The organism is Polymorphobacter megasporae (genome assembly GCF_018982885.2).
Lineage (GTDB): Bacteria > Pseudomonadota > Alphaproteobacteria > Sphingomonadales > Sphingomonadaceae > Polymorphobacter_B > Polymorphobacter_B megasporae.
Map to the genome: position 1 here is coordinate 1,895,718 of NZ_CP081848.1, position 15,176 is coordinate 1,910,893.

At 67.3% G+C, this 15,176-nt stretch carries 16 protein-coding genes; 2 read left to right on the plus strand and 14 right to left on the minus strand.

Going from position 1 to position 15,176, the window contains the following annotated elements; all coding sequences use genetic code 11:
- Positions 1-120 precede the first annotated feature (120 nt).
- From KTC28_RS08995 to KTC28_RS09010, 4 genes are read right to left on the minus strand one after another with little or no spacing between them, the layout of a single operon-like run.
- The gene (locus KTC28_RS08995; protein ID WP_216708589.1) at positions 121-732 is read right to left on the minus strand and encodes an ABC-type transport auxiliary lipoprotein family protein; all 612 of its coding nucleotides are present in this window, start codon (positions 730-732) and stop codon (positions 121-123) included.
- A complete protein-coding gene (locus KTC28_RS09000; protein WP_216708590.1) occupies positions 732-1,706 on the minus strand; it encodes an MlaD family protein in 975 nt (324 codons plus the stop codon). The genes KTC28_RS08995 and KTC28_RS09000 overlap by 1 nt, the downstream gene beginning before the upstream one ends.
- 1 nt (position 1,707) lies before the next feature.
- Complete coding sequence (locus KTC28_RS09005; protein ID WP_216708591.1) at positions 1,708-2,646, minus strand: ABC transporter ATP-binding protein; 939 nt, start codon at positions 2,644-2,646, stop codon at positions 1,708-1,710.
- Positions 2,646-3,773 (minus strand): ABC transporter permease, encoded by a 1,128-nt coding sequence (locus KTC28_RS09010; protein WP_216708592.1) that lies wholly within the window; start codon positions 3,771-3,773, stop codon positions 2,646-2,648. The genes KTC28_RS09005 and KTC28_RS09010 overlap by 1 nt, the downstream gene beginning before the upstream one ends.
- A 100-nt stretch (positions 3,774-3,873) precedes the next feature.
- Between KTC28_RS09010 and KTC28_RS09015 the strand changes: the two genes are divergently transcribed.
- On the plus strand, positions 3,874-4,521 hold the full coding sequence (locus KTC28_RS09015; protein WP_255602388.1) for an HAD family hydrolase: 648 nt from the start codon (positions 3,874-3,876) through the stop codon (positions 4,519-4,521).
- 34 nt (positions 4,522-4,555) lie between these two features.
- Here KTC28_RS09015 and KTC28_RS09020 read toward each other — a convergent pair whose 3' ends face one another.
- Both KTC28_RS09020 and acnA read right to left on the minus strand, forming a co-directional pair.
- On the minus strand, positions 4,556-5,626 hold the full coding sequence (locus KTC28_RS09020) for a PEPxxWA-CTERM sorting domain-containing protein (protein WP_216708593.1): 1,071 nt from the start codon (positions 5,624-5,626) through the stop codon (positions 4,556-4,558).
- Positions 5,627-5,720: 94 nt separating this feature from the next.
- Positions 5,721-8,429 (minus strand): aconitate hydratase AcnA, encoded by a 2,709-nt coding sequence (acnA, locus tag KTC28_RS09025; protein ID WP_255602389.1) that lies wholly within the window; start codon positions 8,427-8,429, stop codon positions 5,721-5,723.
- Positions 8,430-8,587: 158 nt separating this feature from the next.
- Here acnA and KTC28_RS09030 point away from each other — a divergent pair, with 158 nt between their 5' ends.
- Positions 8,588-9,205 carry a class I SAM-dependent methyltransferase gene (locus tag KTC28_RS09030; RefSeq protein WP_216708595.1) on the plus strand — a complete coding sequence of 206 codons (618 nt, stop codon included), beginning with the start codon at positions 8,588-8,590 and terminating at the stop codon, positions 9,203-9,205.
- Positions 9,206-9,358: 153 nt separating this feature from the next.
- Here KTC28_RS09030 and pal read toward each other — a convergent pair whose 3' ends face one another.
- The 8 genes from pal to KTC28_RS09070 form a co-directional block, all read right to left on the minus strand.
- Entirely contained in the window at positions 9,359-9,910 is a 552-nt protein-coding gene (pal, locus tag KTC28_RS09035) for a peptidoglycan-associated lipoprotein Pal (protein WP_216708596.1), read from the minus strand.
- Between the two features lie 45 nt (positions 9,911-9,955).
- A complete protein-coding gene (tolB, locus tag KTC28_RS09040; protein WP_216708597.1) occupies positions 9,956-11,275 on the minus strand; it encodes a Tol-Pal system beta propeller repeat protein TolB in 1,320 nt (439 codons plus the stop codon).
- Between the two features lie 173 nt (positions 11,276-11,448).
- The gene (gene tolA / locus KTC28_RS09045) at positions 11,449-12,288 is read right to left on the minus strand and encodes a cell envelope integrity protein TolA (protein WP_216708598.1); all 840 of its coding nucleotides are present in this window, start codon (positions 12,286-12,288) and stop codon (positions 11,449-11,451) included.
- Positions 12,289-12,307: 19 nt separating this feature from the next.
- A complete protein-coding gene (locus tag KTC28_RS09050) occupies positions 12,308-12,742 on the minus strand; it encodes an ExbD/TolR family protein (RefSeq protein WP_216708599.1) in 435 nt (144 codons plus the stop codon).
- Entirely contained in the window at positions 12,742-13,455 is a 714-nt protein-coding gene (gene tolQ, locus KTC28_RS09055; RefSeq protein ID WP_216708600.1) for a protein TolQ, read from the minus strand. The genes KTC28_RS09050 and tolQ overlap by 1 nt, the downstream gene beginning before the upstream one ends.
- Entirely contained in the window at positions 13,455-13,904 is a 450-nt protein-coding gene (locus KTC28_RS09060; protein WP_216708601.1) for a YbgC/FadM family acyl-CoA thioesterase, read from the minus strand. The genes tolQ and KTC28_RS09060 overlap by 1 nt, the downstream gene beginning before the upstream one ends.
- A gap of 75 nt (positions 13,905-13,979) precedes the next feature.
- Complete coding sequence (locus tag KTC28_RS09065; RefSeq protein WP_216708602.1) at positions 13,980-14,507, minus strand: LptA/OstA family protein; 528 nt, start codon at positions 14,505-14,507, stop codon at positions 13,980-13,982.
- On the minus strand, positions 14,504-15,166 hold the full coding sequence (locus KTC28_RS09070) for an LPS export ABC transporter periplasmic protein LptC (RefSeq protein ID WP_216708603.1): 663 nt from the start codon (positions 15,164-15,166) through the stop codon (positions 14,504-14,506). The genes KTC28_RS09065 and KTC28_RS09070 overlap by 4 nt, the downstream gene beginning before the upstream one ends.
- Positions 15,167-15,176 lie beyond the last annotated feature (10 nt).

Consider the following 15,176-nt stretch of genomic DNA (forward strand, 5'->3'; position numbering starts at 1 on the left):
CACCTAGGTCGGTGTTTCTCGTGCGCACACGGCCCGCACACGGATGAACGTCTGAGCATTTGCGATGCACCCGCGCGAGCACTTGCCGCGCGGGTAAGACCGGTTGGACGTGCCTAGCGGCTAACGCGCGACCCAGTCGGCGACCTGCGCGGCGACCGCATTCGCGGCGGTGTTAAGCGCGATCGCGACGTCGGCAGGATTCTGCGTCGCGACCGGCTGGACCGCATCGAAGCGCCTGAGCGCAAACGGCGTCTTGGCCGACGCACTCAGTGTCGCGTCATAGCGGACGCGGACGACGGGGGTGCTGGGGTTGCGGACGTCGAGGCCGAACTCGAACAATGTCCCCGATAGCGTCCGCCCCGGCGCGAGTGTCGCCTGATGCGGGTCGATCACCGCGACGCCACGCGATGCGATTGTGTCGGCGAGCACGTGCTGGAACTCGCGATTGGGCTGCTCTGCCCATGTCGCGCCAGTCAGATACGCAACCTCGGTGTCGGACGTCGCCACCGGCACGCGGAGCGTCTGCAGCGTGCCCGGCACCGTCGGCGTCTGCACCAGCAGCGTCGTCGCGCGGTCGCTCGTCGTCGCGCCGGCGACTGGCGTGGCGGTCGCGCGGAGCGACATCAGCGCGACCGGCGCCTTGGCGTTGCCGCCGATCTGAACGAGCGGACCACAGGCGGCGAGGCTGCCCAGCGCGATGACGGCGGCGGCGAATGAAATCTGGCGCATCATCACTTCTTGCCCTTCTTCGGCGGCACATAGCCCGGCGCGGCATATTCGGGGAGCTTCCGCCCGCCAAGCAAGGCACCCGCGGGGTCCTCGTCGAGCTTGGCCGCGATCGCGCCAAGCTGCGCGGTGGCGTCGCGGGCCTCGCGAATCAGCTGCGCGGTCTCGGGCAAAGTCTGGTTCGTCAACGTGTCGACCCCAGGCTGGGCACTGGCAACGAGGCCATCGAGCTTCTGCAGCGTGGCATTGGCATGGCCCGCGGTCTCGCGCAGGTCGTGCACCAGCGGCCCGGCGTCGGTCGTCAGGATGGTGTCGGCATGACCGGTCAACTTGGTCAGTGCCGCCGCCGCATCGGTCGCCTGCTTGAGCGTCGCGCGTGTCTCGACGATCGTCGCGGCGATCTCGGGCCCGCGATCGGCGAGGCTGCCGGTCAACCGGTCGGTGTTCGCGAGGATATTGCCGAGCGACTTGCGGTTCGCCGGGTTGAGCAATTCGTTGAGCGACGCGGTCAGTGCCGAGACATTGTTGAGCAGCTCTGGCGCGCTTGCGAGCAACTGGCCCAGCGCTCCGGCGCGTGGCGGGATCACCGGTCGGCCGAACGGCCCGATCTCGGTGATCGGGGGTGCGCCAGCCATCGCGCCGGTCAACTGGATCTGGCTGACGCCGGTGAAGCCGACGCCTTCGATCGCGGCGGTCGTCCCCTGAAGGATCGGCACGTCGGTGCCTACCTCGATCCGCACGCGGACCGCGTCGGGGGTCTTCGGCAGCAGGGCGATTTCCTTGATCTGGCCGACCGGAACGCCCTTGAACTGAACCGGCGAGCCGATCGCGATGCCGCTGATCGACTGGCGGAAAAAGATGTCGAACTGGCGTTTGTCGGTCCCCGAGAATTTCGCGAGGTACAGGACGAAAACGAATAGCGCGACCGTCAGCGCGATGACGACTCCGCCGACAAGGGCATAGTTGCTCCGGGTTTCCACGTCAGTCCTCGTCCTCTGTCGCCCCGGTGCGTCTCGTGTCGGCGGCTTCCGCCCCCAGCTTTCCCTCACCGGCCTCGAGCGCGCGCGCCGCGTCGCGGTCGGCCTCGGTCGCCTTGTGCGGACCAGCGTCGGTTGCTGCTGCCGCTCGTCCGCGCGGACCCGAGAAATATTCACGGACCCACGGATGGTCAAACTCCAATAGTTCCGGAATCGTTCCGACCTTGAGCATGACACCGTCGCCGAGCACCGCGACGCGGTCGCAGATCGCATACAGCGTATCGAGGTCGTGGGTGATGAGAAACACCGTCAGCCCGAGCGTATCGCGCATGCCCTTGATCAACTCGTCGAACGCTGCCGCTCCGATCGGGTCGAGCCCGGCGGTCGGTTCATCGAGAAACAGGAGATCGGGATCGAGCGCGAGGGCGCGAGCGAGGCCGGCACGCTTGCGCATGCCGCCTGACAGTTCCGACGGAAATTTCGGCCCGGCGAGTTCGGGCAGGCCGACCATCGCGATCTTATAGCTGGCGATTTCGTCCATCAGGCCTTGGTCGAGCTTGAAGAACTCGCGCATCGGCGCCTCGATATTCTCGGCGACGGTGAGCGACGAGAATAATGCGCCGCCCTGGAACAGCACGCCCCATCGGCGGCGCAAGTCCTTGGCGGCTTCGGGATCGAGGGTGGCGACCTCCTCGCCAAGGACGGTAATCTCGCCCGCGTCGGACTGCTGGAGGCCGATGATCGAGCGCATCAGCACCGACTTGCCGGTTCCGGAGCCGCCGACGACGCCGAGGATCTCGCCGCGGCGGACCTCGAGGTTGACGTCCTTGTGGACGACCTGATCGCCGAAGCTGTTCTGCAGGTGCGACACGCGGATGACGACGTCGTCGTCCTTGTCCTTGCCGGGGGCTGGCTTGGCGGGTGCGGGCGCTGCGGCGGCCATCAAACGTACCCCAGCGCGGTGAAGAAAACGGCGAAGAACGCGTCGAGGACGATGACGAGGAAAATCGACTGGACCACCGATTGCGTCGTCCGTGCGCCGACCGACTCGGCGTTGCCGGTGACCTGCATGCCTTGGAAGCACCCGGTGACGGCGATGATGAAGCCGAAGATCGGCGCCTTGATCATCCCGATGACGAGGTCGGATAGCGGCGTCACTTCCTGGATGCGCTGAACGAAGCTCGCCGGCGAGATGTTGAGCGAAACCCAGCAGAACAGGCCGCCGCCGATGATCGCCATGATTGCACCGAAGAATGAGAGCAACGTCAGCATGATGACCATTGCGATGACGCGCGGCAAGACGAGCACCTCGGTCGGCGACATGCCGATCGAGCTCATCGCGTCGACCTCCTCGTTCAGCTTCATCGAGCCGATCTGCGCGGCGAAGGCCGAGCCCGAGCGTCCGGCGACCATGATCGCGGTGAGCAGGATGCCGAGTTCGCGAATGACCGAGCGCCCGATCAGATTGACGACGAAGATCTCGGCACCGAACTGCTGGAGCTGGACCGCGCCCTGCTGCGCGAGGACGATGCCGACAAGGAACGACAGCAGCCCGACGATGCCGAGCGCGTTGGCGCCGACAACCTCCATCTGGTGGATCACCGCGTTCCACCGCAGCGGGCGGCGCTCGAAGATCGTCTGGAACAGTGCGACGAGAGTCTGGCCGAGAAAGGCGAGGAATTCGCCCAGCGTGTGCGCGGCATGGACGACCGACCCGCCAATCATCTCAAGCCGCTCGATTGCGCGGTTGCCGTGGGGCGGGCGGCGCGTCGCGGGCTTATCGTTCGCGGCGACCTGGTCGATCAACCGCTTGGCATCGTCGGAGGCGTGATCGAGCGTCGCCGATTTCCCGGCTTTCTCCCAGTCACGAAGCAATTTGTGGACGATCCACGCGCCGGTGGTGTCGATTCGGTCGACGCCGCCAAGGTCGATCTTCAAATCACGGTCGGGCTCGATCGCCGCCATTTCGGGCGCAACGCTACCGATCGACGCGACCGTCAAGGCACCGCTGAGGTGGAGCGTGCGTGCTCCCTCTCCGGCGTCGTCGAGCGTCATGGTGGCGTCGGTCATCGCATCCGAGTGTTGGGGGATCGATACGGTCCCGGCAAGAGGCAAACGCTGATGGAGCGGTTCGGTTGCGTCATGACCCGGGGTTGGGCATGGGCCAACGATGACCCGCGTGATCTATGACATGGACAAGACGATCACCCGGGCACCGACCTACACGCGGTGGCTGGTGTATTGGGCGTCGCGTGAAGCGCCGTGGCGACTCGGGTTGTTGCCGCTCGCGGGGGTTGCCGGGATCGGGTTTCGGCTGCGGCTGATGTCGCGCGGGCGGCTCAAGGAGATCGCGCAATTCCTGTTGATGGGCGACGCGGCACCGCGTGACCGCGTCGACGTGCGGGCCGCCGGATTCGCCGCGATTGTCGTTGCGGGCGGGCTCATGCCGGGCGCGGTGGCGCAGCTCGCCGCCGACCGTGCCGATGGCCACGAGATCGTCATCGCCACGGCGAGCTACGCGTTTTACGCGCGGGCGATCGCGGCGGCGCTCGGGATCGAGCGCGTCGTTGCGACCGGGTCGGTTTGGGACGGTGACCTTCTCCGGGCGCGACTCGCGGGGGACAATTGCTACGGTTCGGCGAAGGCGGTTATGGTCGCGACGGCGTTTTCCGGCGAGCGCTTCGTCCGCGCTTATTCGGACCATGTCTCCGACGCGGCGCTGTTCGCGCTGGCGGACGAACCGGTCGCGGTCAGCCCGTCGCCCGCGCTACGGCGGCTGGCGACGGTCCGGGGGTGGCGCGTCGTCGACTGGCGCTGATGCGAAAGGGCGGAGCCGAGGCCCCGCCCTTTGCTTATGCAGCGGCGGTGGTGTTCCGCCGGCGACGCTGCATCGCTCCGATCAGGCCGAAGCCGCCGATCATCATCGCCCATGTCGCGGGTTCGGGAACCTGCGTCGTGATGTGGCTCGTGATGAAGTCGTAATAGCTCGACACGCGGGTATCGACACCGATTTCGCCAAAGCTCGAATTGGTGCACGACGTCGCGCTGTGCGACGGGTCGAGGAAGCCCGCCCCGCATGCGCTCGCGCTGCCATAAAGAAATGCCGAGCTGAGGCCGAACGACGTCACGCCGACGATCTTGCCGTCCTCGAAGTGCGGCGCGCCCGAATCGCCCTCGGTCGCCATCGTGTCGTGATAGAGGCCGTCAGCCGAGACATAGCCGAGGCCGGGCAGGCCGAGCGCGCCGAAGACATCGTTCGCTGCCAGCCCGGAATCGAAGTCGTACGCGAGCTCGCTGCCCTTGAGTGCGCCGAGCGCATCGGTCGGCCCGGTGCTGCCGAAGCCGGCGGCGGCGAGGATCTGGTCGAACGTCGCCTCGTACTGATTGTAGCCAATCCGCTTGAGACCATCGTTGGTCGTCACGTTCGTCCCCGTCGCGCCGATGCCGGTGTTGCCGAGTCCGACCATCATCTCGACCCCGAGGTTGCTTTCGACCGAGCCGTGGTCGAGCGCATAGATCGTCGTGCCGTCCGGAACATTCGCCCCGAGCTTGATCACCGCGATATCGGCGCCGCCCGAGGCGCTGCCGCTGTAGATCGAGGGAACATAAAAAGCGGTCGCGTTGATCGTCACGCCGAGCGGCGTCGTCAGGTCGGGCAGGACGACACGCAGGTGAGCCACGCCCGAGCCGTCGATGTTGAGGCAGTGTGCGGCGGTCAGGATCGTGCTGCGGCCGATCACGGTCCCGGTGCACGCCCCGGCATTGCCGGCGTTGGTCTGGACCTGGACGCCGACGACCCCGCTATACTGGCCCTTGGCGACGACCGAGTTCGCGAGGTCGGTCGCAGTTTGCGCGCTCAACGCGAAAGCAGGCTGAGCCGCCGCGAGAAGTGCCGCCGTGCCAAGATATGCCAAAGTCCGCATCGTGCCACCCCGTGCTGCCAAGAAGATCGTTAACGATCCGCTACATTGGGCAACAACGGGATAGCAAGCGAAGAAGCCGTGACAGATACGCGGGTTAGGCGGCGAGCTTGCGCAGGACGTACGGCAGGATGCCGCCTGCGTAGAAATACTCGAGCTCCTGCTCGGTATCGATCCGGCACTTGGTGTCGAAGGTGCCGGTGGTACCGTCGCCGCGGGTGAACGCGACCGTCACGACCTGGCGCGGGCGCAGCGACGCCATGCCGGTGATGTCGAAGGTTTCGTCGCCGGTCAGCCCGAGCGTCTTGCGGTCGACGCCATCGGCGAACTGGAGCGGAACGACGCCCATGCCGACGAGGTTCGAGCGGTGGATGCGCTCGAAGCTTTCGGCGATCACCGCGCGGACGCCGAGCAACGTCGTGCCCTTCGCCGCCCAGTCGCGCGACGACCCGGTGCCATATTCCTTGCCGGCGATGATGACGAGCGGCGTACCGGCTGCGCGGTATTTCTCGGCCGCGTCGAAGATGTCGAGCTGTGCGCCGTGACCGTTATTATCGCCGCCTTCGCCGAGCATCCGGGTGATGCCGCCCTCGACGCCAGGGACCATCTCGTTCTTGATGCGGATGTTGGCGAAGGTACCGCGCATCATGACTTCGTGGTTGCCGCGGCGCGCGCCGTAGCTGTTGAACTCGGCGCGGCTGACCTGACGGTCGTTCAGATAGCGACCGGCGGGCGAGGCTTCCTTGATGTTGCCGGCGGGCGAGATGTGGTCGGTGGTGACCGAGTCGGCGAAAATCGCGAGCGGGCGCGCCGCGACGATGTCATCGACCGCGTTCGGCGTCATCGTCATGCCTTCGAAGTACGGCGGGTTGGCGACATAGGTCGACGCCGGGTTCCACTTGTAGGTGGCGCCGCCCTCGATCTTGATCGCCTGCCAGCGCTCGTCGCCAGCGAAGACGTCCGAATATCGCGCGCGGAACATGTCGGCGGTGACGTTCGACATCACCATGTCGCTGACTTCCTGGTTGGTCGGCCAGATGTCCTTGAGGAAGACGTTGGTGCCGTCGGGGGTCTGGCCGATCGGGTCGGTGACCATGTCGTTGCGCATCGTCCCCATCAGCGCATAGGCGACGACGAGCGGCGGCGAGGCGAGATAATTGGCGCGGACGTCGGGCGAGACGCGTCCCTCGAAGTTGCGGTTACCCGACAGGACGCTGCACGCGACGAGGTCGCCGCTGCTGATCGCGTCGCTGATCGGCTCAGGGAGCGGGCCCGAGTTGCCGATGCACGTCGTGCAGCCGTAGCCGACGAGGTTGAAGCCGAGATAGTCGAGGTCGTCCTGGAGCTTCGACGCGGCGAAATAGTCGGTGACGACCTTCGACCCCGGCGCGAGGCTGGTCTTGACCCACGGCTTCGACATCAGGCCGAGCGCGCGCGCCTTGCGCGCAACGAGCCCGGCGGCGACGAGGACGTTGGGGTTCGACGTGTTGGTGCAGCTGGTGATCGCGGCGATGACGACGTCGCCGTGGCCGAGCTGGTATTCTGCCCCCGAAACGTCGACGCGCTTGTGGCTCTCGTCACCCGACTTCTTGTAGCCGCTGGCGAGTTCGGTCTCGAACGCCTCGTCGGCCTGGCCGAGAAGCACGCGGTCCTGCGGGCGGCGCGGACCGGCGAGCGACGGCTGGACGCTGCCGAGGTCGAGGTGGAGCGTATCGGTGAACACGGGGTCGGGGGCGGTCAGGTCGCGCCACATCCCCTGCGCCCGGCAGTACGCCTCGACGAGCTCGATCTGGTGCGGGTCGCGGCCCGACAGCTTGAGATAGTTGAGCGTCGCCTGGTCGACCGGGAAGAAGCCGCATGTGGCGCCGTATTCGGGGGCCATGTTGGCGATCGTCGCGCGGTCGGCAAGCGTCAGCGCGTCGAGGCCGGGGCCGTAGAATTCGACGAAGCGCCCGACGACGCCCTTGGCGCGGAGCATCTGGGTGACGGTCAGGACGAGGTCGGTCGCGGTGATGCCCTCGCTCATCGTGCCTTCCATCTTAAAGCCGACGACCTCGGGGATCAGCATGCTGACCGGCTGGCCGAGCATCGCCGCCTCGGCTTCGATTCCGCCGACGCCCCAGCCGAGCACACCGAGGCCGTTGACCATTGTCGTGTGGCTGTCGGTGCCGACGAGCGTGTCAGGATAGGCAACCATCGAGCCGTCGGCGGCTTCGCTCGTCCAGACGGTCTTCGCGAGATATTCGAGATTGACCTGGTGGCAGATGCCGGTGCCCGGCGGGACGACGCGGAAGCCCTTGAGCGCCGACGACCCCCAGCGGAGGAACTCGTAGCGTTCGATGTTGCGCTTGTACTCGAGGTCCATATTGTCCTCGAACGCCGCCGGGGTGCCGAATTCGTCGACCATCACCGAGTGGTCGATAACGAGGTCGACCGGGACCTGCGGGTTGATCTTCGCCGGGTCGCCGCCGAGCTTGGTCATGGCGTCGCGCATCGCCGCGAGGTCGACGACGCACGGCACGCCGGTGAAGTCCTGCATCAGCACGCGCGCCGGACGATAGGCGATCTCGCGGTCGGACCGGCGGTCGTGCGCCCATTGTACCATCGCGGCGAGGTCGTCGTGGGTAACGGTGACGCCGTCCTCGAAACGCAGCAGATTTTCGAACAGCACTTTCATCGAAAAGGGCAGGCGGCTGATGTCACCCAAGGCCTCGGCGGCGGCGGGGAGGCTATAGTAAGAGTAGTCCTTTCCCTCGACCGTCAACGTCCGGCGGGTCTTCAGGCTATCCTGTCCAACGGCGGTCACGGGCGTCTCTCCTGAAATCACGATGTTGCGCTGCGTCGTAGCGTAGTTGACGCGCATGGCAACGTCCGCGGGCTAATCTCGCCGCTGACCGGGCTTGCCGCTATCACGCGCGCGCGCTTTCGGCTACGACCCGCGCATCATCCCCGGAGACCCGATCGATGCCGAACCAAGCCGTCGAGCGCAAGGCACAGAGCAAGCTGGCGCGGCAGGCGGCACGCGCCGATCTGCTGCCGTTCCTGCGCGCGTGGATCGCCGCGCCGCTGCGGGTTGCGGCGATCGCGCCATCGGGTCCGGCGCTCGCGCGGGCGATCACCGCCGAGATCAGCGCCGCATCGATGCCAGTGATCGAGTTCGGTCCCGGCACGGGGGTTTTCACCCAGGCGATCCTCGATGCGGGGGTGACCGCCGACCAGCTCATCATGATCGAGGCGGGGGCCGACTTCGCGGCGTTGCTGCGGACGCGCTTCCCTGCAGTTCGGATCGTCGAAGGCAGTGCGGGCGCGCTCCACGACGTCCCGTTGTTCGGCGCGGGCAAGGTCGGCGCGGTCGTCAGCGGCCTGCCGATCCTGTCGATGCCGAAGCCCGTCGTCCTCGCCATCCTCGACACCGCATTCAGCGAGCTCCGGCCCGGCGGCGCGATGTACCAGTTCACCTACGGCTTCCGCTGCCCGGTCGCCGACAGTGTCCTCGACGCGCTCGGGCTTAAGGCGAGTCGGACGGCGACGGTGCTGGTCAATGCGCCCCCAGCGAGTGTCTACAAGATCGAGCGGAAATAAGAAGATCCTCCCCCGTCTTCGGGGGAGGGGGACCACGCCACTTCAGGCGTGGTGGAGGGGCGATGAACTACGCTCAAATTGCGAGTTCGCTCGACCGCCCCTCCACCATTCAAGGGCATGGTCCCCCTCCCCGAAGACGGGGAGGATCAAGCCTTACTTCGCGCCGCTGACGACGACCGTCACCGCCCTGCGGTTCTGCGCATAGGCAGCCTCATCGGTGCCATCGGCGACCGGGCGCTCCTTGCCGTAGCTGATCGTCGCGATGCGGCTGGAATTGACGCCCTGCGCCGCGAGGAAGTTCTTGGCGGCGCTCGCCCGGCGGTCGCCGAGTGCGAGGTTGTATTCGCGGGTGCCGCGCTCGTCGGTGTGGCCCTCGACAGTGACCTTGACGCTCGGATAGCGCGCGAGCCACTCGGCCTGCTTGCCGAGGATCGCCTTGGCTGTGTCGTCGACATCGTAGCTGTCATACGCGAACAGGACGGTGTCCGATCCGCTGGTTGCCTTGAAGTCGGCGATGCTGCCGGGGAGGTTCGTCGTCCCGACGCCGGTGTCGCCGCTGCCCGAGGTCGACGGCGGTGCCATGGTCGGCGCCATCGGTGCAGTCGCGGGCGGGGGCGGCGGAGGGAGGACCTTTTTCTTGGTCGAGCACGCGGCGGTGCCGACGAGGACGGCGACGATCGCCAAGGTTGATGCGCGATGCAGCATGAAGCAGCCTTTCGACGGTGAAGATGAACCGATAGCCGAAGCTTGTTACGGCAACAACGGCGACCACGCCGGGTCGGACCCATCGAGCGGCGTTTTTATCTGCCGCTCGTTCGCCCCCGACAGGTCGACGGAATGAAGATCGACCTTGCCGCTGCGTCCTGCCGCGGTGCGGAAGAACAGGATGACGCGCCCGTTCGGCGACCACGTCGGGCCCTCGTCCTGATAGGCGTCGGTCAACAACCGCTCGCCGCCGCCGTCGGGGCGCATGACGGCGATGCGGTGCTTGGCCGAGGTCAGGCGGGTGAAGGCGATCAGGTCGCCGCGCGGCGACCACACCGGGGTCCCGGCGCGGCCCTCGCCGAAGCTGATCCGCTGCTGGCCCGACCCGTCGGCGTTCATCGTATAGACCTGCTGGCCGCCGCTGCGGTCGCTCTCGAAGACGATCTTCGACCCGTCGGGCGAATAGCTCGGCGACGTGCTGATGCCGGGTCCGTTCGTCAGGCGGGTGACGCCGCGGCTGGCGAGGTTCATCTTGTAGATGTCGGTCGTGCCGTTCTGGCTGATCGAATAAACCAGCGTCGATCCGTCGGGCGAGAAACGCGGTGATGAGCTCATGTTGCCGGTGTCGCTGATCGCCTCCTGACGCCCCGACCCGATCGTGTAGATCCAGACGCGCGGGCGATTATTGGCGAATGACATATACGTCAGCGTCTGCTGGTTCGGGGCGAAGCGCGGAGTCAGCACAAGCGACTGGCCGTTGGTCAGGAAGCGGTGCCCCGCGCCGTCCTGGTCCATCACCGCGAGGCGCTTGATCCGGTGGGTCTTCGGTCCGGTTTCGGAGACATAGACGATGCGGCTGTCGAAATAGCCGCTCTCGCCGGTCAGCCGCGAATAGACGAGGTCGGCGCATTTATGCGCCGCGCGCCGCCAATTCGCCGCGGTCGTGACGAACCCCTGCCGCGCGAGCTCCTCCGACGAAAACACGTCATAGGCGTAGCAGCCGACGGTGATGCCGCCGTCGGGGTTGGCGGTGACGTTGCCGGTAATCAGCGCCTGCGCCGCGATCGTCCGCCACGCCGCGAACTGCGGCGCTGTGACGTCGGCGGGGGCGACGGTGGTGGTGAACGCGGCCGGGTCGAGCGGGCGGAACAGCCCCGACGAGCCGAGGTCGGCGGCGATGACGCTCGCGACCTGGGCCCCGAGCGCGGCGGTCGTCCCGGCCTCGGTTGCGACGGCCGACGCGGTGGCGAATGCGGGAACCGCGACGGGGAGCGGCTGGGCGGTGCCGGAGTTGATGTCGACGCGGATCACCGCGAGCGCCGGGGTGGTGACCAGCAGGGCGAGGAGGAGGGGGAGGGTACGCATCGGGACTCCTTACGCGTTTTCGATGACGGGGCGAAGGCGAAGAAGGGGTCGCGGCAAAGCTGCGCCGTCGGCCGGGTTCGGCGGGTAGTCCGCCGACCCGCCGCCCGCGTTCGCGCGTCTCCGCGCGCTGCTTACGGATCGAAGGCGATCAGTGCACTGCGCTCGGGCGCGCCTCACGTCATCTCACTCGGGTCGAAATTAATCTCGACCGCCTTCCACTGGTCGTACAATTCCGCCGGCAGCTTGAGCGGCGCGCAGCGGAGCACCGCACGGCGGGCGGTCTCCGCGAAGGCGCGGGCGTAGTCGGCATTGCCGGAAGTGACTCCGGTCTGGCTGACGATGCCGGGGCGCCCGACGATCGTGCCGTCGCGATTGATGTCGAGGTGGAGCAGCACCGTCATCTTCTTGACGTCGGCGCCGCCGATCGGCGGGTTCCAGCACGGCGCGACCTGCGAGCGGATCAGCGCGATCAGTGTCGCCGTTGCGCGCGGATCGACCCGCGCGGTCTTGGGCATCGCCTTCTCGATCGTTTTCGCCAGTGCCGAGGTGTCGAGCGGCTTGACCTTCGCCTTGGGCAGGCTCTTGTCGAGCAGGTTCGACAGCGCCTCGGCGTCGAGCAATTTCGGCGCGGGCTTGGCCTTTTCGGGCTTCGGCTTCTCCGGTTTCGGTTTTTCGGGCTTGGGCTCGGGCTTTTCGACCGGCTCGACCTTGGGCTTCGGCTTTTCCTTGACCGGCTCCGGCGTTGGCTCGGGAGTCGGCGCAGGTTCGGGCTTGGGTGTCGGCGGAGTCGGATCCGGCGGCGCGGTCGCCTCGACGGTCTTTTCGGGCGCGGCGGCCTTCGACGGCTTGGGCGGGGTCGGAATCTTCGGCACGTCGGCGAGCGCGACGACGTCGACCGGGGTCGGGTCCTCGGCGGGCAGCGGCGGCGTCACCGACGTCAGCGCGAGCGACAGGACCGCGAGCAGGATAAGATGCGCGAGCCCGACTACGACGAGCGACTGGCGTTCCGTCATCGAGCCGACTCGCGTGCCGTCATTTCCGTTTCGGTGCGGGGGCGGGCGCGCTGACCAGCGCGACCTTGCGGAACCCCGCCGCCGAGACCTCGCCGACCACCGTCATCACACGGCCATAGTCGAGCGTCCGCGCAGCGCGGACATAGACGCGCGGGTCGTCAGTGCGGGCGTCGTGGATCGCCGAAAGCTTCGCCGCCAGCGTGTCGGGCGGGATGCTGGCATCGTCGATGAACACCGCGCCGGTGCCGTCGAGCGAGATCTGGATCGGCTTGTCGTCGGCCTTGAGCGCGCTCGCCTTGCTGTCGGGCAGGTCGACCGGCACGCCGGTGACGAGCAGCGGCGCGGTGACCATGAAGATGATCAGCAGGACGAGCATGACGTCGACCATCGGCGTGACGTTGATCTCGGCCATCGGCGCGCGGCGGCCGCGACGGGATTGCATCCCCATCGCCATCAGCGTTCTTCCATCCCGTCGAGCTGCCGCGACAGCAGGCCGTGGAATTCCTCGGCGAACGCCGATAGCCGGGCCTCGAGCCGCCCGAGGCCGTGGAGCAGCCGGTTATAGCCGATCACCGCCGGGATCGCCGCGAACAGGCCGAGCGCGGTGGCGAACAGAGCTTCAGCGATCCCCGGCGCGACGACGCCGAGCGAGGTGTTCTGCGACGCCGCGATCGCGCCGAACGACCGCATGATCCCCCAGACGGTGCCGAACAGCCCGACGAACGGCGCGACCGAGCCGATCGTCGCGAGGACGCTGAGCCGGTCGCCGAGTTCGTCGATCTCGCGCGCGATCGCGACGCCGAGGATCGAGGTCAGCCGCGAGCGGACGCCTTCGCGGTCGATCTTGCCGCGCGCGATGCTCCGCCGCCACTCGTTCATACCCGCGACGAACAGTCGGGCGGACGGGTGCTTCGCCTTCGCGGCGGGGTCGTACAGCGCATCGAGGCTGTCCGACTTCCAGAACCAGTCCTCGAACGCCTTCGCCTGTGCATTGATCGCCGACAGCCGGCGGCTGCGCTCGACGATGATCGCCCACGACCAGATGCTCGCGGCGATCAGCCCGAGCATGACGAGCTTGACGACGATATCGGCCTGCAGGAACAGCGCCAGCGGCGACATGTCGATGGCGGTCTTGGCGAGGACGCCGGGAACGGTGACGGTGGGCATCAGTCTTGGGTCGCCTCATTTTGCAGGTCTGAGAAACGCCGCGCCCAGTCGCGGGGCTGCCGTTGCGGCCGGCCGTTCATGCCGAGCCACGCGGCAGTAACGCGCCCGCGGGTCAATTGGGTCGCTCCGCGCCAGACGTCCTGCCCGATCACCGTCGCCGCCGCGCGGACCTGGAGAACCCAGCTTCTGACGGTCAGCACGTCGTCGAGCCGGGCAGGGGCCATGTACGTCAGCGACAGGTCGTAGACCGAATAATAGCCGTCGCCCGCGATCATCATAGCCTGCTGCTCGATCCCGAGCGCGCGGAGCATCTCGGTTCGGGCGCGCTCCATGAAGCGCAGGTAATTGGCGTGGTAGACGATACCGGTCAGGTCGGTGTCCTCAAAATAGACGCGTGTGGGCAAGCGGTGGACCCCGCGCTCGAAGCTGCCTGTGGAGGGGAGGGTCATGCCGACAGCGTGTAGGCGAGGGGCGACGACGCGGCTAGTCGCCCTGCCGCATCGGCGGCACGGATGGTCCCCGCGCTATTTCGAGTTACGCTGCGGAACGACGAAGCGGCCGGAGACGCGGCCGCCGGTCGTCGCGGGCTGGCCGGGGGCGGCGGCGGTGCCGGCCCCATCGAGCTTCGAACGCCCGGTCTCGAGGTCGATCGCTAAGCGCTGGCCGTGGAGGACCGACTCGCCGTGGGTCAGCGTCACGCCGCCGACGAGGGTGATGGTCTTTTGCGAGACGTCGTAGATGCCGTAGCGCCCGGTTGCGGTCTCGCTCGGGGTGACGAGCTTGACGTTGTTCTGCGCATCGAGGCGCTCGATCTCGGGGCTGCCACCCTTTTTCGAGCGGCTGTAGAACACTGTCACCGTGTCGGCATTGAGCTTCATGTCGCCCTGGGTGATGCGGACATCGCCGTTGAAGATCGCCTTGCCGTTGGCGTCGAGAACATCGATCGCCTTGGCGTCGACATCGATCGGCGCGTCGGCATTATGGCCCTTGAGCGCGCTTTGCGCCGCGAGCGGGGCCGCGACGAGTGCCAGAATCAACGCGAAACGCTTCATGCGGCTTTCCTGTGGGAAGCGGGGACGATGTGCAAGTGGGTGCCGCCGCCGAGCGTGACACGCTTGCCGCCTATGTCGGCGCGCAGGTTGTTGCCGCGAAAATTGCCGAGCGGGAGGGTGCCGGTGACCGGCAGGTCGCTCGCGACGGTCTGGTCGAGCAGGCTGACACGAACGTCGGCGCCGTTGAGCGTATAGCCTGCTGTGCTGTCCATCCGCACCGGTCCGGCGATAACGAGCAGGTCGTGGTCGATCTCGTAACGTCCCGATGGCGCGGTGACGCGGGCCGGACCGTCGTCGAGGGTGACGTCGGCCGACAGTCGGCTGAGCTCGATCACCGGCACCGCCGACGACCGCTGCACCGCGTTGCCAGCGCGGATCTCGAACGGCTGGTTGTTCGCCGTCAGGCCGCGATACATCGCATTGTCGGTCCGCAGCCGCTCCTTCGACATCGCGACCTTGTCCTTGGCCAGCAGGAACGAGAATTCGCGCGCCGAGGTCAGCGGCCAGATGATGATCGTCGCCATCAGGACGAACGCCGCCGCGGGCAGCGCGACCTTGGCGACCGCGACGAAGCGGTCCCAGCCGCCGCCCGGCAGCGCCGCCCGCGCGCGAACTGCGGTCGCGGTCGCTGCGGTCGCGGTCGCTGCGGTCGCGGTCATCGGCGGGTGC